Raw genomic sequence first — 20,077 nt, forward strand, 5'->3', positions numbered from 1 at the left:
CATCCAACCAGAAAGTCCTTTCATCATGGCCGTGAACGTTGAAACCCTCGACAAGCTCGAACGCCGCATTACGCTGACCCTGGCGGCCGACACGATCAACAACGAGGTGCAGTCGCGCCTGAAGCGCCTGTCGCGCACCGTCAAGGCCGACGGTTTCCGTCCGGGCAAGGTCCCGATGTCGGTCGTGGCCCAACGCTACGGCTACTCGGTCCAGTACGAGGTGATGAACGACAAGGTCGGGCAGGCTTTCCAGCAGGCCACCAGCGAAGCCAAGCTGCGCGTGGCCGGCCCGCCGAAGATCACCGAGAAGGAAGGCGCCGCCGAAGGACAGCTCGCATTCGACGCCACGTTCGAGGTCTACCCCGAGGTCAAGCTCGGTGACCTGTCGTCGACCGAAGTGGAGAAGGTGTCCAGCGATGTGACCGACGCCGCCATCGACAAGACTCTGGACATCCTGCGCAAGCAGCGCCGCACCTTCGCGCAGCGTCCGGCGGCGGAAGGCGCGCAGGAAGGCGATCGGATCACGATCGATTTCGAGGGCAAGATCGACGGCGTGCCTTTCGAGGGTGGCAAGGCCGACAACTTCCAGTTCATGATCGGCGAAGGCCAGATGCTGGAGACATTCGACAAGGCCGTGCGCGGCATGAAGGCCGGCGAGTCCAAGACGTTCCCGCTGCAGTTCCCGGCCGACTATCACGGCAAGGATGTCGCCGGCAAGGAGGCTGACTTCCTCGTCACCGTGAAGAAGATCGAGCAGCAGCACCTTCCCGAGGTGAACGAGGCTTTCGCCAAGTCGCTCGGCATCAAGGACGGCACCGTCGAGGGCCTGCGGGCCGACGTGAAGAAGAACCTGGAGCGCGAAGTGAAGTTCCGCGTGCTGGCGCGCAACAAGGCCGCGGTGATGGATGCGCTGGTCAAGGTGGCCGAACTCGACGTGCCGAAGGCGCTGGTGTCTTCCGAGACCGAGCGCATGATCGAGAACGCCCGTGCCGACCTCAAGAAGCGCGGCGTCAAGGACGCCGAGAACGCGCCCATCCCAACCGAGCTGTTCCAGCCGCAGGCGGAAAAGCGCGTGCGCCTCGGCCTGGTCGTCGCCGAGCTGGTGCGGTCCAACAACCTCCAGGCCAAGCCGGAGCAGTTGCAGGCGCATATCGAGGAAATGGCGCAAAGCTACGAGAAGCCGGCCGAAGTGGTCCGCTGGTACCTCGGCGACCGCCAGCGCATGGCCGAAGTCGAGGCGGTTGTTGTCGAGAACAATGTCGCGGACTTCGTGCTGGGCAAGGCGAAGGTCGTCGACAAGGAACTGCCGTTCGACGACCTGATGGCGGGCTGATCAGCGGCGTGCGGGAAGGGCACCACGCCGGCCAGGCGGGTGCCCTTTTGTTGCCGGCGCCGCTGCCCTTGTCGCTACATAATCGGACCCAACATTCCTCGTTCCGTATCCTTTCGAAGGAACCTTTCATGAGCGCGCTGGAGACAACAAGTCTGGGCATGGTGCCCATCGTCATCGAACAGTCGGGCCGCGGCGAGCGCGCCTACGACATCTACTCGCGGCTGCTGCGCGAGCGCGTCATCTTCCTCGTGGGGCCCGTCAACGACGTCACCGCCAACCTGGTCGTCGCGCAGTTGCTGTTCCTCGAGAGCGAGAATCCGGACAAGGACATTTCCCTGTACATCAACTCGCCGGGCGGTTCGGTGAGCGCCGGGCTGTCGATCTTCGACACCATGCAGTTCATCAAGCCCGACGTGTCCACGCTGTGCATGGGGCTTGCTGCCAGCATGGGAGCCTTTCTGCTCGCTGCAGGCGCGAAGGGCAAGCGCTTCGCACTGCCCAACTCGCGCATCATGATTCACCAGCCTTCCGGCGGCGCTCAGGGCCAGGCCACCGACATCGAGATCCAGGCGCGCGAGATCCTCAAGCTGCGCGAGAGCCTCAACAAGATCCTTGCAGAGCGTACCGGGCAATCCCTCGAAAAGATTCGTAACGACTCGGAGCGTGACTTCTTCATGTCGGGCCCCGAGGCCAAGGAATACGGCCTGATCGATTCGGTGCTCGACCGCCGAACCTGAGGCTTATTCCACGTCGAATGGGGTCCGAACGGGGTCTTTCTCGCAGCGAAGGCCCCGTTTTCGTTTCCACTATCATTTAGCCAGCTTTACCCCGCCCAGCGCCGCCCACTCATGGCCGACAAAAAAGGCTCCTCCAGCGAGAAAGTTCTCTACTGCTCCTTCTGCGGCAAGAGCCAGCACGAGGTCAAGAAGCTGATCGCCGGTCCGTCCGTCTTCATCTGCGACGAATGCATCGAGCTGTGCAACGACATCATCCGCGATGAAGTGCCGGCCGAGGGCGCCGACACGAAGGCAGCGCGTTCCGACCTGCCGATCCCGACGGAGATCAAAGCCATCCTCGACCAGTACGTGATCGGCCAGGAGCCTGCCAAGCGCACGTTGTCGGTGGCCGTCTACAACCACTACAAGCGGCTCAAGCACATGACCCGCGCCAAGGACGAGGTCGAGCTGTCGAAGAGCAACATCCTGCTGATCGGGCCCACCGGCTCAGGCAAGACGCTGCTCGCGCAGACCCTGGCGCGCCTGCTGAATGTTCCCTTCGTGATCGCCGACGCCACCACGCTCACCGAAGCGGGCTATGTCGGCGAGGACGTCGAGAACATCATTCAAAAGCTGCTGCAGAACTGCAACTACGACGTCGAGAAGGCGCAGCGCGGCATTGTCTACATCGACGAGATCGACAAGATCTCTCGCAAGGCCGACAACCCCTCCATTACCCGCGACGTGTCAGGCGAAGGCGTCCAGCAGGCGCTGCTCAAGCTCGTGGAGGGCACGATGGCTTCCGTGCCTCCCCAAGGCGGCCGCAAGCATCCGAACCAGGACTTCCTGCAGATCGACACGACCAACATCCTGTTCATCTGCGGCGGCGCCTTCGACGGTCTCGAGAAGGTCATCCAAAACCGCTCCGAGAAGTCGGGCATTGGTTTTGCGGCGACGGTGCACACCAAGACCGAGCGGCGTGTTTCGGAGGTTTTCCGCGAAGTCGAGCCCGAAGACCTTATCAAGTTCGGCCTGATTCCCGAACTGGTGGGGCGGCTGCCCGTCGTGGCGACGCTCGGGGAACTCACGGAAGAGGCGCTGGTCCAGATCCTCACCGAACCGAAGAACGCACTGGTCAAGCAATATCAGAAGCTGTTCGCGATGGATGGCGTGGACCTGGAGATTCGCCCCTCCGCGCTCACGGCCATTGCCCGCAAGGCGCTCGCACGCAAGACCGGCGCGCGAGGATTGCGGTCCATCATGGAACAGTCTCTGATCGACACGATGTTCGACCTGCCCACACTCGACGGTGTGGCCAAGGTCGTGCTGGACGAGCACACCATCGAAGACGACGCCAAGCCGCTGCTCGTGTACCGCGAGCAATCCAAGGCCAGCGCCTGAAGTCCGGTGCCGGATCCCGCCACAGAGCGGGCCGGCTTCTTGCAATCCACGCCTCCGACCCTACGTGGGTCCGAGAAAGAGAGGTTCCTCAATGTCCGGACATCCCATCCTGCCTGCCGAACGAATCACCCTGCCGCTTCTGCCTTTGCGCGACGTGGTGGTGTTTCCTCACATGGTGATTCCGCTCTTTGTCGGCCGTCCCAAGTCGATCAAGGCGCTCGAAGCCGCCATGGAGGCCGGTCGCCAGATCATGCTGGTGGCGCAGAAGGCCGCCGGCAAGGACGAACCCAAGCCGGACGACATGTTCGAAGTGGGCTGCGTGTCCAGCATCCTCCAGATGCTCAAGCTGCCTGACGGTACGGTGAAGGTGCTGGTGGAGGGCATCCAACGTGCCAACACCCACCGCATCAGCGACAACGGCGAACATTTCGTCGCCGACGTCACGCCGGTGCCGCCGGAGGCCGAGACCAAGCCGGAGATCGAGGCGCTGCGTCGTGCGGTGACGCAGCAGTTCGACCAGTACGTCAAGCTCAACAAGAAGATCCCGCCGGAAATCCTCACCTCCATTGCGGGCATCGACGACGCCGGCCGCCTGGCTGACACGATCGCGGCGCACTTGCCCCTCAAGCTCGAGAACAAGCAGTCGGTGCTCGACCTGTTCGCTGTCGACAAGCGGCTCGAGAAGCTGCTCGAACAGCTGGAGCACGAGGTCGACATCCTGCAGGTCGAAAAGCGCATCCGTGGCCGCGTCAAGCGCCAGATGGAGAAGAGCCAGCGCGAGTACTACCTGAACGAGCAGGTCAAGGCAATCCAGAAGGAGCTCGGTGACGGCGAAGAAGGTGCCGACATGGAGGAGCTCGAGAAAAAGATCGCTGCGGCCAAGATGCCCAAGGAGGCGCGCAAGAAGGTCGACGCCGAGCTGAAGAAGCTCAAGCTGATGTCGCCGATGTCAGCCGAGGCGACGGTCGTGCGCAACTACATCGACACGCTGGTCAACCTGCCCTGGAGCAAGAAGACCAAGATCAAACACGATCTGCTGCATGCCGAGGAGGTGCTCAACGAGGACCACTACGGCCTGGAGAAGGTGAAGGACCGCATCCTCGAGTACCTCGCGGTGCAGCAACGGGTCGACAAGGTGAAGGCTCCCATCCTGTGCCTGGTCGGCCCCCCGGGCGTGGGCAAGACATCGCTGGGCCAGTCGGTGGCCCGGGCTACCGGGCGCAAGTTCGTCCGCATGGCGCTGGGCGGCGTGCGTGACGAGGCCGAGATCCGCGGCCACCGCCGCACCTACATCGGGTCGATGCCGGGCAAGGTGCTGCAAAGCCTGTCCAAGGTCGGCACGCGCAATCCGCTCTTCCTGCTCGACGAGATCGACAAGCTGGGAATGGACTTCCGCGGCGATCCGTCGTCGGCCCTGCTGGAAGTGCTGGATCCCGAGCAGAACCATACCTTCAGCGATCACTACGTCGAGGTCGACTTTGACCTTTCCGACACGATGTTCATCGCGACATCGAACTCGATGAACATCCCGCCGGCCCTGCTGGACCGCATGGAAGTGATCCGCCTGTCGGGCTATACCGAGGACGAGAAGCTCAACATCGCGTTGCGCTACCTGCTGCCCAAGCAGAGCCGCAACAACGGCGTCAAGGACGAGGAGATGGAAGTCACCGAGTCCGCGGTCCGCGGGATCATCCGCTACTACACCCGTGAGGCCGGGGTACGTTCACTCGAGCGTGAGATTTCCAAGATATGCCGCAAGGTGGTCAAGGGCATCCAGCTCAAGAAATACGTTGGCAAGGTTGTCGTCACCGACGACAACCTGAACGATTTTCTGGGCGTGCGCAAGTACGACTACGGCCAGGCCGAGAAAAAGAATCAGGTCGGCCAGGTGGTCGGTCTGGCGTGGACGGAAGTCGGCGGCGACCTGCTGACGGTCGAGTCCGCGGTGATGAACGGCAAGGGCAACATCATCCGCACCGGCTCGCTGGGCGATGTGATGAAGGAATCGGTTGAGGCCGCCCGCTCGGTGGTCCGCTCACGCTCTCGTCGGCTGGGCATCAAGGATGAGTTGTTCGAAAAGCGTGACATCCACATCCACGTTCCCGATGGCGCGACGCCGAAGGACGGCCCCAGTGCGGGCATCGCGATGACGACAGCGTTCGTCTCGGCGCTCACCAACATCCCCGTGCGCGCCGACGTGGCGATGACCGGCGAAATCACCCTGCGCGGCGAGGTCACCGGCATCGGCGGCCTCAAGGAGAAACTGCTGGCAGCGCATCGCGGTGGCATCAAGACGGTGCTGATCCCCGAGGAGAACGTCAAGGATCTGCAGGACATACCGGAGAACGTCAAGAACCACCTCGAGATCATCCCGGTGAAGTGGATCGACCGCGTGCTCGAGGTCGCGCTCGAAGCCGCGCCGCAGCCGCTCCCCGAAGAGGAAGCGGCGAAGGTCGAACCCAAGCCGGAAGCGGCGACGGGTCCCGGCGTGAGCGTCGATCTGAAGCACTGATGAAGAAAAGAGGCCGCAGCTAGAAGCGGCCTCTTTTTTCGACATATAATGCAAGGCTTCGGCGCAGGGCAGTGATTGCGACGAAGACATGCGGGAGTAGCTCAGTTGGTAGAGCGCAACCTTGCCAAGGTTGAGGTCGCGAGTTCGAGACTCGTCTCCCGCTCCAGATTGCAAAGGGAAGCCGCGGCTTCCCTTTTTCGTGGCCGGCGCCGTCCAACGCGATAGGCGCGCCTGTGTGAGAATCCGGCCCCGGAGATTCATGGCGCGGTAGCAAAGCGGTTATGCACCGGATTGCAAATCCGTGTAGGTCGGTTCGACTCCGGCCCGCGCCTCCAAACGCCCGAGCCCGTGGTGCGAAAGCCCCACGGGCTTTTGTTCGTCTTCGCCGTCGTCCGGCGGCCGGGCGCTAGGCGCCCACAGGCACGCCGTTTGCGGCCTCCGCACCCATGGCACGGGAACCCCAGATCAATACCAGTGGCGGCGTGTTCGCCGGCCTGTGGAGCGCAGCCTGGCAGTACCGCTATCGCACGCTCGGCGCGCTGGCACTGATGGTGTTGGCGAAAGTGGCGGCGGTGCTCGTGCCGCTCGTGCTGAAGGCCATCGTGGACCGCTTCAGCCGACCGGAAGGGCTGCGCGAGGTCGTCGGCTCCGCCGCCGGGCCGGCGCTCGAAAGCGCCCCGACCGTGCTCGCGTTGCCGGTGTTCCTGCTGCTGGGCTATGCCCTCCTGCGTTTCGCGGGAACGCTTTTCACCGAGCTGCGTGACCTCGTGTTCGCGCGCGTCACGCAACGCACCGTCACCCGATTCGCCGAGCAGACGTTCGCCCATCTGCTGTCGCTGAGCCCGAAGTTCCACGTCCAGCGCAACACCGGCACGTTGATCCGCGACGTCGAGCGCGGCACGGCGGGCGTCGGGTTTCTGCTGGGTGCGGGGCTGTTCACCGTGGTGCCGACGCTGATCGAGTTCGTCGCGGTGCTGGTCGTCATGGCCGCGGGCTACAGCCTCTGGTTCACGCTGGTCATCATCGTGACCTTTTTCGTCTACGCAGCCTTCACGATGATCGTGACGCAGAAGCGCGCCCTGCATCAGCGCCGGGTCAACGAGATGGACTCGAAGGCCAGTGGCCGCATGGTCGACAGCCTCATCAACTACGAGACCGTGAAGACCTATGCGCGCGAGGACTTCGAGCGCGGACGCTACGGAACCATCGCCGGCGAATGGGTCGAGCGCGCGGTGGCCAACCAACGAGCGCTTTCGATGCTTCACGTCGGTCAGAGCGCCATCATCGCTGCGGGCGTCGCCGCGGTGATGCTGCTGGCCGGGCAGGAAACCGTGCGTGGCGCGATGACGGTCGGCGACCTGGTCCTCGTCAACGCCTACGTGATCCAGATCTGCCTGCCGCTGAATGCGCTCGGTTTCGTATTCCGCGAAGCCAAGGACGCGATGGTGAACACCGAGACCCTGTTCGCACTGCTGGGACAGTCGCCCGAGATCCAGGACCGCGCCGACAGCCTTCCGCTGGCCGTCAAGGGCGGCTCGGTGAGCTTCGAGCACGTGGACTTCGCGTATGAGGCCGGACGCCAGATCCTGTACGACGTCAGCCTCAGCGTGGCCGCGGGCAGCACCGTCGCCGTGGTCGGCGGCAGTGGCTCGGGCAAGTCGACGCTCGCGCGCCTGCTGCTGCGCCTGTACGACGTCGCCGGCGGCCGCATCGCAGTCGACGCTCAGGATCTGCGCTCGGTCCGGCTCTCCACCTTGCGCGAGGCGATCGGCGTCGTGCCGCAGGACACCGTGCTCTTCAACGACACCATCGCCTACAACATCGCCTACGGCCGCGTGGGGGCCGGCATGCCCGACGTGATCGAAGCCGCCAAGGCGGCCCAGGTGCACGAGTTCATCCTGTCGTTGCCGCAACAGTACGACACCGTTGTCGGCGAGCGTGGACTCAAGCTCTCGGGCGGCGAGAAGCAGCGCATCGCGATCGCGCGGGCGTTCCTGAAGAATCCGCCGATCATGATCTTCGACGAGGCGACATCGGCGCTCGACACGCGTGCGGAGCGGGCGATCCAGAACGAGCTCGACCGGATCGCAGAAGGGCGCACCACGCTGATCATCGCCCACCGCCTGTCCACCATCGTCAATGCGGACGAGATCGTCGTGATGGACAAGGGCCGCATCGTCGAGCGCGGCCGGCACGACAAGCTGCTGGAGCAGGGCGGGCTGTACGCGCAGCTGTGGAACCTGCAACGCCAGCAGAGCGACTTCGACATCCTGGAGGAAGAGATGGCGCTGCAGCCGGTCAATCTGGCCATGCTGATGGCCGGCGCGATCGACGGTCTGCGCAGTGTCATCGAGGCCCGGCGCGTTCGCCTGTACACCGACATCGACATGGAGAACGCCCGCGTGACCGGCGACCCCAGCGCGCTGGCACAGGCGCTGCGCGAGCTTTCGATGCACGCTGCCGAGTCCACCCCACCGGGCGGGCGCATCGAGCTGAAGCTGGAACGCCACGAGGCGAACGCGCGCGTCAGCATCGTCGACGGCCGGCACGTCGCGGCGGCTGCCGGCACCGCGGTGCCGGCAGGAACGGTGACGACACCGCATGGGACCGACACGCCCCCCGACCCGCTCCAGCTGCGGGCGCTGATCGAGCGCCAGGGCGGGCGCTTCACCATCGAATCGCCGACGTCGACGCGCGGCATGCGCTATCTCATCGAGCTGCCGCTGCGTGCCGTCGATGCCGGCGTCACGCCCTCGGGCCAAGCGCCCGCACCCGCCATGCCCGGCGAGCCTCAACCGCTCGCCGAGCTTCGGGTCTTGTGCGTCGACGACAGCGCCGATGCGCGCGAATCGCTGCAGCTGCTGCTGCAGCTCGAGGGAGCGCAGGTGCTGGCGCTGGCCAGTGGCAGCGAGGCCATCCGCTGGCTGGAGCGCCAGCCGTCGAACGAGTGGCCGCACGTCGTCGTGTGCGACATCACCTTGGGCGATGAAGACGGCTACGCCGTCGTGCGCCGGATTCGCCAGATGGAGGCGCAGCGGGGCCTGCCGCTGGAGCAGCGCGTACCGGCGGTCGCCCTGACCGGCCATGCGCAGGCCGGCGACCGGGTGCGCGCGCTGATGGCCGGCTTCCAGGTCCATCTGGCCAAGCCCGTCAATCCGGGCGAACTGGTCTCGACGATCTACACGCTGGCCGGTCGTACCGCCGGGACCAGCGCGACGACCCCCTCCGCCTGAGGCGCGCTTTTTGCCTGCGGCAGGGGATGACGACTCCCATCCAACATCCGCGCGGCAGCCATTTCGCCGATCGCGATGCCGCTCAGCGTGCGGTCGCGATGGCGCTGCCGATGATTGAAGCCGCGATGCAGGACCCCGAGGTCTGCGGCAGCGGCTTCCTGTACATCGTCGTCATGGACCCGGGCCTGCAACCGGGCGAGGCCGACTTCGCCGACGCAGTCCTGCTCGAGCACGCGATCGGTGACCGAACCCGGTGGGACGCCGACTATGCCGGCTTCGCGCGCGGGAAGGCGAGGCTCAGCTGGCTCACCGGCATGGGCTCCCACGAAGTTCAAACGGCGCGAACACACGCGCTGCGCCGCGGCGACAGCGTGCTGTGGGGAAGCGCCTCGCTGGACGGCATCGTTGTCGGCGTGAGCGGCGCGCACCCCTGGTTTGACGAAGCCTTCGCCACGGCGATCGCGGCAAATTTGCGCGCGATTGCCAAACAGCACCATGCACGCGCGTTGGCCGACGGTCACTGGGTCGCAGGTGGACCGTCGTAGGGTGCATCCCGCGTAAAAGACGCGCCGCAATTTTTGCGACCGCGTGTAGTTCCTCAACTCGTTGAGATCACTGCCGCGGCGCGCACCGTGCCGCGCGCGGCGGCGTGGTGGGCCGTTGAGAAAAAAGCTTCAACCCCGTTGAAGATTTCCACCCGCGAAATCCCGGTGAACCCGGGGACTTCCCGGACCCTAGCAGCAGCGGCATGACGCTTGCCGTGCGACCTCTAGTCCAACGGGGTTCATCATGCCAACGACCAAATTGCGCATCGCGCTCATCAGCGAGCACGCCTCACCGCTCGCGACCATCGGCAGTGTGGATGCTGGCGGTCAGAACATCTACGTCGCGCATGTGGCGCGCGGACTCGCCGAGCAGGGGCATCACGTCGACGTGCTCACCCGCCGCGACGACGCCTCGCTGCCGGCCGTGGTCGACATGCGCCCCGGCGTGCGGGTCATCCATATCGACGCCGGCCCGGCGTGCTTCGTGTCGAAGGAGCAGCTCCTGATCCACATGCCGGCCTTCATCCGATCTGCCCAGAGGCTGTTCGAGCACAGCGTGCCGTACGACGTGATCCACGCCAACTTCTTCATGTCCGGGCTTGCCGGCCTGCGCCTGAAGGAGAGCTTCGGCGTGCCGATGGTGATGACCTTCCATGCGCTCGGGCTGGTGCGCCGGGAGCACCAGGGCAGCGCCGACACCTTCCCCGCGGCACGCATCGAGATCGAGCATCGCATCGCGCGCAGCGCCGATCGCCTCATCGCGGAGTGCCCGCAGGACGAGGCCGACCTCGTGCGGCTCTACGAGGCGCATCCGCAACGCATCTCCATGGTGCCCTGCGGTGTCGACCTGGAGGAATTCGCGCCATATCCGCGCACGCTGGCGCGGCGCGAGCTCGGGCTGCGCCCCGACGAATTCATCGTCCTGCAGCTCGGTCGCCTGGTGCCGCGAAAGGGCATCGACAACGTGATCCGCGCTGTGTCGCTGCTGGACCGAAAGGTGGCCACGCGACTGCTCGTCGTCGGCGGCGAATCGAGGACGCCCGACGAGCAGGCGACACCCGAGATCGGCCGCCTGCGTGCGGTGGCGCGCGGGTGCGGCGTCGAGGATTCGGTCACCTTCGTCGGACACCGACAGCGCGACGAGCTGCGCGCTTTCTACGCCGCAGCCGATGCCTTCGTGACGACGCCGTGGTACGAGCCCTTCGGCATCACGCCGCTGGAATCCATGGCTTGCGGCAAGCCGGTGATCGGCAGCGCGGTCGGCGGTATCCGCTACTCCGTGATCGACGGCGTGACCGGCTTCCTCGTGCCCCCACACGATCCGGCCGCGCTGGCGCAGCGGCTCATGCACCTGCGCGACAACCCTGAACTGGGTCGCGCGATGGGCCGGGCCGGCATCCGCCGGGTCCGCTCGATGTTCACCTGGACCCACGTGGCCCGTCAGCTGGCGGCGGTCTACGAGGCGGTGCGTACACCGGCTCGCGTGGCGCGCACCGGCCGTCGTCTGGGTCTCGTTCAACAACACGCCGGAGTCCGCGCATGACCTCGTCACTTGCCCAACGCACGGCGCTGATCACGGGCGCAGGCAGCGGCCTGGGTGCGGCCCTGGCGCGCAACCTGTTCGATGCGGGGGCGCGGGTCGTGCTCGCCGACCTCGCGGCCGACAAGGCGAAGGCCGTCGCGGCGCAGATCGACCCCGAAGGCCAGCGCACGCTCGCCATCGCCTGCGACGTCTCGCAACCGGAAGCGGTGCAAGCCGCGGTGAGGCAGTGCAGCGAGCACTTCGGCGGGCTCGACGTGCTGGTCAACAACGCCGGCACCGACGTCACCATCGACCTGGAGCAGCTCTCGATCGAAGACTGGGACCGCGTGCTGGCCACCAACCTTCGCGGCCCCTTCCTGCTCAGCAAGGCGGCGCTGCCCGCGCTGCGAAAGGGGGACGACGGGCGCGGCGGACACATCGTCAACATCGCGTCGACCGCATCGCGCCGCGCATGGGCCAACGCCAGCGCCTACCACGCCAGCAAGTGGGGTCTGGTCGGGTTGTCGCAGGCCTTGTACGCGGAGCTGCGCTCGCAGGGCATCCGCGTGTCCAGCGTCATCGTCGGCGGCATGAAGACACCATTCCTGCTGGAGCGCTTCAAGGACATCGACACGAGCAAGCTGCAGGATCCCGCCAACGTCGCGCATGCGGTGCGCTTCGTCTTGACGATGCCGCGCGAGAGCATCGTCCCCGAGATCATGGTGCTGCCGCTGCACGAATCGTCATGGCCGTGAGGACGCAGCGATGATCACCCTCGGCATCAACGCCGCCTTCCACGATTCGGCTGCCGTCCTCGTGGTCGACGGCACGACCATCGCCGCGGCAGAGGAAGAGCGCTTCACCCGCGTCAAGCATGGCAAGCGGCCCGTGCCGTTCACGGCCTGGGAACTGCCGTTCAACGCCATCGATTTCTGCCTGGCTCAGGGCGGCGTGACCCTGGCGGATGTCGATCACGTGGCATACAGCTACGACCCACGCGAGTTCATCGGCGCGCGCCTGCACGACGGCACGGCCGCCAGCATCACCTTGCCGCTCGAGCCGTCCGCGCATCGCAGCGGCGACTGGGAGAATCCCTGGGACCCGCTGTTCGCCGCCTACATCGTTAACGCCCCACGCCAACTGCTCGACGGCGCGCCGCACCACCTGCGCAAGCGGATCACCGCGGTGAACAAGGACGTGCGCTACCGCTGGCACTTCGTCAATCACCACACGTGCCACCAAGCGAGCGCATTCCTGGCGGCGCCTTTCGCGCGCTGCGCCGTCATGACGCTCGACGGCCGCGGCGAGCACACGACGACGGCTTACGGCGTGTACCGCGACGACCGCTACCGCGCGCTGGGCCAGGTGACCATGCCGCACTCGCTCGGCATGCTGTACGAGCGAATCACCAGCCATCTCGGCTTCCTGCATTCAAGCGACGAATACAAGGTGATGGCGCTGGCGGCACTCGGCACGCCGAGCTGGCGGCACACCCTCGCGGAGCATGTTCGCGTGGGACCTGACGGCCAGTTCCGGGTCGACGACATGGACCTCACGGCGTTGTTCGGGCCGGCGCGCGTCCCGGGGGCGCCGATGGAGCAGCACCATCTCGACCTTGCCGCCTCGCTCCAGGACGTCCTCGAGGAGACGGCGCTCAAGCTCGCCGCCTGGCTGCGTGAAGCGAGCGGCGAGCGCAAGCTCGCGATGGCCGGCGGCGTGGCACTCAACTGCGTGATGAACGCGCGACTTCGCGACAGCGGCATGTTCGACGACGTCTGGGTGCAGCCCGCCGCGGGCGATGCCGGCACGGCGCTCGGCGCCGCGCTGTGGGTCGACGCGCGCCAGCGCTGCGCCACCGGCAGCCCGGACGATGCGGAGTCGGGGGCGGGCATCGCGCTCGCTCCGAAGCGATGGACGATGGAGCATGCCTACCTGGGACCGGGCTACGACGACGGCCAGATCGAGGCGTTGCTGCGCTGGGCCCAGGTGCCGTACCGGCGTGCGGGCGACCTGGCCGAGGAGACGGCCGCGTTGCTCGCACAGAACAAGATCATCGGCTGGTACCAGGGCCGCATGGAGTTCGGGCCGCGTTCGCTCGGAGCCCGCTCCATCCTGGCGTCGCCCATCGAACCGTCAATGCAGGCGCGACTCAACGAATTGAAGGACCGCGAGGACTTCCGGCCGGTGGCGCCTGCGGTGACCGAGGAGGAATTCGGCCGCTGGTTCAGCCCGGCCGAAGCGAACGGTGGCAAGTCGCCGTTCATGCTCTTCATCTACGACGTGCGGCCGGGGCAGGGGGCGAAGATCCCGTCGGCCTGCCACACCGACCGTACCGCGCGCGTGCAGACGGTCGGCGCCGACACCAACCCGCGCTTCCACGCGTTGCTGAGCGCCTTCGGCCGTCTGACCGGCGTGCCGGTGCTGGTGAACACCTCCTTCAACGTGCGCGGCGAGCCCATCGTGTGCACGCCGCGTGCGGCCATCGAGGCGTTCTACAGCACACCCCTCGACGCGCTGGTCATCGGGGCGTTCATCGTCGAGAAGCAGGGATGAGCGCGCCGCGGATCTCGGTCGTCATCCCGACTTTCCGGCGCCCGGATCTGCTGTCGCGCTGCCTGTCCCGCGTGCTCGCGCAGCGCCTCGATCCGCGTGCCTACGAAGTCGTCGTCGTCGACGACGGGCACGACGAGGCGACCCAGGCGGCAGTCGACGCCTTGCGACCCGCGGGCGGCGAGCCGGCGCTGCGTTACCTGCGTCCGACCGAAGGCCGGGGGCCTGCCGTGGCGCGCAACACCGGCTGGCGGGCGGCACGCGGTGCGCTGATCGCCTTCACCGACGACGACACGATCCCGGATGCCGATTGGCTGGCCGAGGGCGAGCGCGCGATCGGCGAGCGCGTGGCGGTCTGCGGCCGCGTCGTGGTGCCGCCGCTGAACGAGCCGCCCACCGATCACGAGCTGATGACCCGCGGCCTGGCGTCTGCCGAGTTCGTTACCGCCAACGCCTTCGTGCGGCGCGACGCGCTGGAGCAGGTCGGCGGTTTCGACGAACGGTTCCGGCGCGCCTGGCGCGAGGACTCGGACCTGCAATTCCGGCTGGGCCGACTCGGCGCGGTGGATCGCATCGAAAGCGCCACGGTGCTGCACCCCGTGCGGCGCGAACCGTGGGGCGTGTCGTTGCGCCAGCAACGCAACACCTTCTTCGATGCGCTGCTCTACAAGAAGCATCCTCGTCTCTACCGCGAGCGCATCCGCCGCGCGCCGCCATGGAACTACTACGTCATCGTGGGGGCCGCGTTGGGTGCGCCGGTGTTGTGGCTGGCGGGACAACCCGCTGCCGCGGCGGCCGGCGGCACGGTGGCGGCGCTTCTGGTGGTGCATCTCGCGGCAATGAGGCTGCGGCGAACGTCGCACTCGCTGTCGCACGTGATGGAGATGCTTGTCACCTCGGCGGCGATCCCGTTCCTTTCGCTCTACTGGCGCCTGCGCGGCGCGCTCCGCTTTCACGTCTTCTTCCTGTAGCGCGCTGCGAAGAGTGCGATCGGCTCGACAAGCCTGGTGTGGGTGTACTGGGCGTTCGGGCTCGGGATGGCAGTGGCGGCCGCCTGGCGAGAGCGCTAGCCGCCCCGAACTTCGAGCCTCGTGTAGATACGGCTAAGGGAAAACATCGCCTCCACTTGGGTGTCTCCTACTTTTGGTCGATGCACAACAGCCTCGCGACGCCCATCATTGCTAGCTCGCAGTACAGGAGATCCTCGATGAAGCTGGACGAACGCGACGAAGGCGACTACCGCATCTATGCCGGCGCGCTGGAAAGCAAGCTCGGCGACGGCTACATCGCGGCGGTGGTGGTGAGTCGGGTGCGCGGTGCGGGGCGCGGTCCGCGCGAGGCGTATCGGGACGATGCGCTGGCTTGCGGTCACCGCTGGGAACAGGCGGAACAGGCACTGTCGTACGCCATCGGCAAGGGACGTGAGTTCGTCCGCAGCCAACGCGAGCTGCTCGCTGCCTGAGGCGGTGCTGGTGCGCGGGACGGGAATCGAACCCGTACACCCCCTTACGGGAAGTGGCGGGTTTTAAGCCCGCTGCGTCTACCAATTCCGCCACCCGCGCGGCGTGCGGGGATCATAGACGGTGCAATGTCGGCGACGCGGCTTGCACGTCGCAGGCAAATGGCAGCCAGGCGCTGGCGATCTCGCGCAGTCGCACGACGTCACCGGTCGTCCGCAGTCGAACCGGTGCATCCGGCTCAGCCGTCACCCGCTTGGCGAACAGCCTCGCCGCGTGACGCGACACGGGCTCGGCTGTATCGATCACTTGCACGCCTGGTCCGAGCGCGGCCTCGATGTGGTGACGAACGAAGCTGTAGTGAGTGCAGCCAAGCACGACCGTGTCCACCATCGCCGCGCGCAAGGCGGCGGCGTGAGCTTCGATGCTCGCGACGAGCGCGTGCGCATCGAGGTCACCGGCTTCGATGAGATGCGCGAGGCCCGGGCACGGGCGCAGCTCCACGTGCAACGTCGCGGGCTGCGCGCGCAGCAGCGCGGCGAACTTCTCGCTGGCCAGCGTGCCGGGCGTCGCCATCACGCCCACGCGGCCGTTGCGCGTCATCGCGGCCGCCGGCTTCAGCGCCGGTTCCACGCCGACGAAGGGCAGTTCGGGCCAAGCCTGGCGCAAGACGTGAACAGCAGCTGCCGTCGCGGTGTTGCAGGCCACGACGACACCCGCCGCTCCCTCGCCCAACAGATGCGCCACGATGCGCTGCGATCGTTCAATCACGAACTGGGCGCCGCGTTCGCCATAGGGCGCATGTCCCGAGTCGGCGACATAGAGCAAGGCAGTGTGGGGAAGCCGGGCGCGCAGTGCCTTCAGCACCGACAATCCGCCTACTCCCGAATCGAAGACGCCGATGCAGTTCATTGAGGGGCGCAGTCTAGCGAGGCGTCCCGCTAAAATAGTACGATCGTTCGATTTTTAGCCCGAACTGTCGTCCGCACGACAGCTCGTTGCGAACACCGCCCTCTAAAATTCGGTTTACGTTTACGTCAATTCCTCAGGAGAACCTCGAATGAAGGTGCTGGTACCCGTCAAGCGTGTCGTCGACTTCAACGTGAAGGTTCGCGTGAAGTCCGACGGCACGGGAGTCGACATCGCGAACGTCAAGATGAGCATGAACCCGTTCGACGAGATCGCCGTGGAAGAGGCGGTGCGTCTGAAGGAGAAGGGCGCGGTCACCGAGGTGATCGCCGTCTCCTGCGGCGTCACGCAGTGCCAGGAGACGCTGCGCACGGCGATGGCCATCGGCGCCGACCGCGCCATCCTGGTCGAGACCGCAGAGGAGTTGCAGCCACTGGCGGTGGCCAAGATCCTCAAGGCGCTGGTCGACAAGGAGCAGCCGGGCCTGGTGATCCTGGGCAAGCAGGCGATCGACGACGACAACAACCAGACCGGCCAGATGCTGGCCGCGCTGGCCGGACTTCCGCAGGCGACCTTCGCGAGCAAGGTGGAGATCGCTGACGGCTCGGCCAAGGTGACGCGCGAGGTCGACGGCGGGCTCGAGACGCTGCAGGTCAAGCTGCCTGCGGTGATCACCACCGACCTCCGGCTGAACGAGCCGCGCTACGTGACGCTGCCCAACATCATGAAGGCGAAGAAGAAGCCGCTGGAGATCCTGAAGCCGGCGGATCTGGGCGTCGATGTCGCGCCGCGCATCAAGGTGCTCAAGGTGAGCGAGCCGCCCAAGCGCAGCGCCGGCATCAAGGTGCCCGATGTCGCCACGCTGGTGGCGAAGCTGAAGAACGACGCCAAGGTGATCTGAACATTGCAACCACCCCTCCCGCGCGCGGGAGGGGGTAGGGCGAGGGCCGGCGCGCGGCGCACACCCTCGTCCTGACCTTCTCCCGCCGGGTGGGAGAAGGAACTCGGACAGGAGACCCTTTCACATGACCGCTCTCGTCATTGCCGAACACGACAACGCCTCCGTCAAGGGCGCGACCCTCAATACCGTCACCGCCGCCGCCGCGATGGCCGGCGAGGTGCACATCCTGATCGCCGGGCACAACGCCGGCGGCGCCGCCGAAGCGGCGAGCAAGATCGCCGGCGTCGCCAAGGTGCTGCACGCCGAGGCGGCTGGCTTCGAGCACGGGCTGGCCGAGAACCTCGCGGCGCAGGTCGTGGCGCTCGCGGGCAGCTACAGCCACCTCGTCTTTCCGGCCACCTCGGCCGGCAAGAACGTCGGCCCGCGCGTGGCCGCGCTGCTCGACGTGGCCCAGGTGTCCGACATCAGCAAGGTGATCAGTGGCGACACTTTCGAGCGCCCGATCTACGCCGGCAACGCCATCGCCACCGTGCAGAGCACCGACAAGACCAAGGTGATCACCGTCCGCACCACCGGCTTCGATCCGGCGGCGGCCACCGGCGGCAGCGCAGCGATCGAGCAGGTGCAGGCAGCGCCCGATGCGGGCCTGTCGAGCTTCGTCGGCGCCGAGCTCGCCAAGAGCGACCGGCCCGAGCTGACAGCGGCCAAGATCATCGTCTCGGGCGGTCGCGCCATGGGCAGCAGCGAGAAATTCAACGAGGTGCTGACGCCCTTGGCCGACAAGCTGGGCGCCGCGCTGGGCGCAAGCCGCGCCGCGGTGGACGCGGGCTACGCCCCCAACGACTGGCAGGTCGGGCAGACCGGCAAGATCGTCGCGCCGCAGCTGTACATCGCCGCCGGCATCTCCGGCGCGATCCAGCACCTGGCCGGCATGAAGGACAGCAAGGTGATCGTCGCCATCAACAAGGATCCCGAGGCGCCGATCTTCAGCGTGGCCGACTACGGGCTCGAGGCGGACCTGTTCACCGCGGTCCCCGAGCTCGTCAAGGCGCTCGGCTGACGCCGGCGGCGCCGCTTGCGTTGACCCGAGGGCGCCCGACGAGAGTTGCGGCGCCCTTTTCATTTGCATGGAGAAGACGATGACGTACCGAGCCCCCGTGAAGGACATGCTGTTCTGCATGAAGGAACTGGCGGGACTGGAGGAAGTGGCCAAGCTGCCGGGCTTCGAGGACGCCGGCGTCGACACCGCGCAGGCCGTGCTGGAGGAGTGCGCCAGGTTCAACGAAGGTGTGGTGGCGCCCCTCAACGTCGAAGGCGACACGTCTCCGTCGTGCTGGAAAGATGGCCAGGTATTCACCACGCCCGGCTTCAAGCAGGCATTCCGCCAGTTCGCCGAAGGCGGCTGGCAGGGCCTGCAGCATCCGCCCGAGTTCGACGGGCAGGGTCTGCCGAAGACCATCGGCGCGGCCTGCAGCGAGATGCTGAACAGCGCCAATCTCAGCTTCGCGCTGTGCCCGCTCCTGACCGACGGCGCCATCGAAGCGCTGCTCACCGCCGGATCGCCGCAGCAGCAGGCCCAGTTCCTGCCGAAGATGATCACCGGCGAGTGGACCGGCACGATGAACCTCACCGAGCCGCAGGCCGGTTCGGACCTCGCGCTGGTGCGCACGCGCGCCGAGCCGCAGCCCGACGGCAGCTACAGGATCTTCGGCACCAAGATATTCATCACCTACGGCGAGCACGACATGGCCGAGAACATCGTCCATCTGGTGCTGGCGCGCGTGACGGGCGCGCCGGAGGGCGTCAAGGGCATCAGCCTGTTCATCGTGCCCAAGTTCTCGATCAATGCGGACGGGTCCATCGGCGCGCGCAATGACGCGCACTGCGTGTCGATCGAGCACAAGCTGGGCATCAAGGCCAGCCCGACCGCGGTGCTCCAGTTCGGCGACCACGGCGGAGCCGTGGGCTATCTCATCGGCCAGGAGAACCGCGGCCTCGAGTACATGTTCATCATGATGAACGCGGCCCGCTTCGCGGTCGGCGTGCAGGGCATCGCCATCGCCGAGCGCGCGTACCAGAAGGCGGCTGCCTATGCGCGCGAACGCATCCAGTCGCGGCCGGTCGATGGCTCGCTGCCCGGCAGCGGACCGATCATCCATCACCCCGACGTGAAGCGCATGCTGATGACGATGCGCGCCTACACCGAGGCCTGCCGCGCGCTGGCTACAGTGGCCGCGGCGGCCTACGACGCCGCCCACCACCATCCCGACGCCGAGGTGCGCAAGCAGAACCAGGCCTTCTACGAATTCATGGTGCCGCTGGTCAAGGGCTACAGCACCGAGATGAGCCTGGAGGTGACCAGCCTCGGCGTGCAGGTGCACGGCGGCATGGGTTTCATCGAGGAGACCGGTGCGGCGCAGTACTACCGCGACGCCAGGATTCTCACCATCTACGAAGGCACGACGGCCATCCAGGCCAACGACCTCGTCGGGCGAAAGACGGCGCGCGACGGCGGCCAGACGGCCCAGGCCATCGCGCAGCAGATCCAGTCGACCGAAGCCGCGCTCGCCCGTCGCGACAGCGTTGCCGCGCGCGCGATGCACAAGCGCCTGACAGCGGCACGCGAAGCCTTTGTCCAGGTGGTCGACTTCGTTGCCGGCAACACCAAGGCCAGCCCGAACGCGGTCTTCGCCGGCTCGGTGCCGTACCTCATGCTTGCCGGCAACGTGATGGCCGGATGGCAGATGGCCCGGGCGCTCCTGGTGGCCGAGGAGCAGCTGGCCGACGGATCAGGGGACGCCGCCTTCCTGCGGGCGAAGATCGCGACCGCGCACTTCTACGCCGACCACATCCTGAGCAAGGTGCCGGCCACGCGCGACGCCATCGTCGAAGGCGGCGACAGCGCCAACGCGCTCGCGCCCGAGTCCTTCTGAGTCCGCTGTCACGACCGTGACTGCCCCCGTCCCGGTGTGCCGCGCACACTGGGCAAGCCCTTGTG

Annotated in this window: 15 protein-coding genes and 3 tRNA genes; 16 read left to right on the forward strand and 2 right to left on the reverse strand. The window is 66.6% G+C overall.

Annotated features, from left to right (window positions below; translation table 11 throughout):
* Positions 1–25: 25 nt before the first annotated feature.
* The 13 genes from tig (at position 26) to P7V53_RS11505 (ending at position 15,274) form a co-directional block, all read left to right on the forward strand.
* The gene (gene tig, locus P7V53_RS11445) at positions 26–1,333 is read left to right on the forward strand and encodes a trigger factor (protein WP_280155605.1); all 1,308 of its coding nucleotides are present in this window, start codon (positions 26–28) and stop codon (positions 1,331–1,333) included.
* 128 nt (positions 1,334–1,461) lie between these two features.
* Complete coding sequence (clpP, locus tag P7V53_RS11450; RefSeq protein WP_280156489.1) at positions 1,462–2,070, forward strand: ATP-dependent Clp endopeptidase proteolytic subunit ClpP; 609 nt, start codon at positions 1,462–1,464, stop codon at positions 2,068–2,070.
* Positions 2,071–2,181: 111 nt separating this feature from the next.
* A complete protein-coding gene (gene clpX, locus P7V53_RS11455; protein WP_280155606.1) occupies positions 2,182–3,450 on the forward strand; it encodes an ATP-dependent Clp protease ATP-binding subunit ClpX in 1,269 nt (422 codons plus the stop codon).
* Between the two features lie 91 nt (positions 3,451–3,541).
* A complete protein-coding gene (gene lon / locus P7V53_RS11460) occupies positions 3,542–5,962 on the forward strand; it encodes an endopeptidase La (protein ID WP_280155607.1) in 2,421 nt (806 codons plus the stop codon).
* 90 nt (positions 5,963–6,052) lie between these two features.
* Positions 6,053–6,128: transfer RNA gene (locus tag P7V53_RS11465), tRNA-Gly, on the forward strand.
* Positions 6,129–6,223: 95 nt separating this feature from the next.
* Positions 6,224–6,297 (forward strand) — tRNA-Cys (locus P7V53_RS11470).
* 111 nt (positions 6,298–6,408) lie between these two features.
* The gene (locus P7V53_RS11475) at positions 6,409–9,195 is read left to right on the forward strand and encodes an ABC transporter transmembrane domain-containing protein (protein ID WP_280155608.1); all 2,787 of its coding nucleotides are present in this window, start codon (positions 6,409–6,411) and stop codon (positions 9,193–9,195) included.
* Between the two features lie 26 nt (positions 9,196–9,221).
* Complete coding sequence (locus tag P7V53_RS11480) at positions 9,222–9,740, forward strand: hypothetical protein (RefSeq protein ID WP_280155609.1); 519 nt, start codon at positions 9,222–9,224, stop codon at positions 9,738–9,740.
* A 244-nt stretch (positions 9,741–9,984) separates the two neighbouring features.
* Entirely contained in the window at positions 9,985–11,283 is a 1,299-nt protein-coding gene (locus tag P7V53_RS11485; protein WP_280155610.1) for a glycosyltransferase family 1 protein, read from the forward strand.
* Positions 11,280–12,017 (forward strand): SDR family NAD(P)-dependent oxidoreductase, encoded by a 738-nt coding sequence (locus P7V53_RS11490; RefSeq protein ID WP_280155611.1) that lies wholly within the window; start codon positions 11,280–11,282, stop codon positions 12,015–12,017. Before P7V53_RS11485 ends, P7V53_RS11490 begins: the two co-directional genes overlap by 4 nt.
* A gap of 10 nt (positions 12,018–12,027) precedes the next feature.
* A complete protein-coding gene (locus P7V53_RS11495) occupies positions 12,028–13,815 on the forward strand; it encodes a carbamoyltransferase C-terminal domain-containing protein (RefSeq protein WP_280155612.1) in 1,788 nt (595 codons plus the stop codon).
* The gene (locus P7V53_RS11500; protein WP_280155613.1) at positions 13,812–14,783 is read left to right on the forward strand and encodes a glycosyltransferase family A protein; all 972 of its coding nucleotides are present in this window, start codon (positions 13,812–13,814) and stop codon (positions 14,781–14,783) included. Before P7V53_RS11495 ends, P7V53_RS11500 begins: the two co-directional genes overlap by 4 nt.
* 236 nt (positions 14,784–15,019) lie before the next feature.
* A complete protein-coding gene (locus P7V53_RS11505; protein WP_280155614.1) occupies positions 15,020–15,274 on the forward strand; it encodes a hypothetical protein in 255 nt (84 codons plus the stop codon).
* An 8-nt stretch (positions 15,275–15,282) separates the two neighbouring features.
* Here the strand turns inward: P7V53_RS11505 and P7V53_RS11510 are convergent.
* Positions 15,283–15,374 (reverse strand) — tRNA-Leu (locus P7V53_RS11510).
* Between the two features lie 12 nt (positions 15,375–15,386).
* Complete coding sequence (murI, locus tag P7V53_RS11515) at positions 15,387–16,181, reverse strand: glutamate racemase (protein WP_280155615.1); 795 nt, start codon at positions 16,179–16,181, stop codon at positions 15,387–15,389.
* 148 nt (positions 16,182–16,329) lie between these two features.
* On the opposite strand from murI, the gene P7V53_RS11520 reads away from it, so the two are divergent.
* The 3 genes from P7V53_RS11520 (at position 16,330) to P7V53_RS11530 (ending at position 20,012) form a co-directional block, all read left to right on the forward strand.
* Positions 16,330–17,079 (forward strand): electron transfer flavoprotein subunit beta/FixA family protein, encoded by a 750-nt coding sequence (locus P7V53_RS11520; RefSeq protein ID WP_280155616.1) that lies wholly within the window; start codon positions 16,330–16,332, stop codon positions 17,077–17,079.
* Between the two features lie 124 nt (positions 17,080–17,203).
* Positions 17,204–18,139 (forward strand): electron transfer flavoprotein subunit alpha/FixB family protein, encoded by a 936-nt coding sequence (locus P7V53_RS11525; protein ID WP_280155617.1) that lies wholly within the window; start codon positions 17,204–17,206, stop codon positions 18,137–18,139.
* A 79-nt stretch (positions 18,140–18,218) separates the two neighbouring features.
* Positions 18,219–20,012 (forward strand): acyl-CoA dehydrogenase, encoded by a 1,794-nt coding sequence (locus P7V53_RS11530; RefSeq protein ID WP_280155618.1) that lies wholly within the window; start codon positions 18,219–18,221, stop codon positions 20,010–20,012.
* Positions 20,013–20,077 lie beyond the last annotated feature (65 nt).

Origin of the sequence: Piscinibacter sp. XHJ-5 (genome assembly GCF_029855045.1) — a bacterium.
In the GTDB taxonomy this organism is placed as follows: Bacteria; Pseudomonadota; Gammaproteobacteria; order Burkholderiales; family Burkholderiaceae_C; genus Albitalea.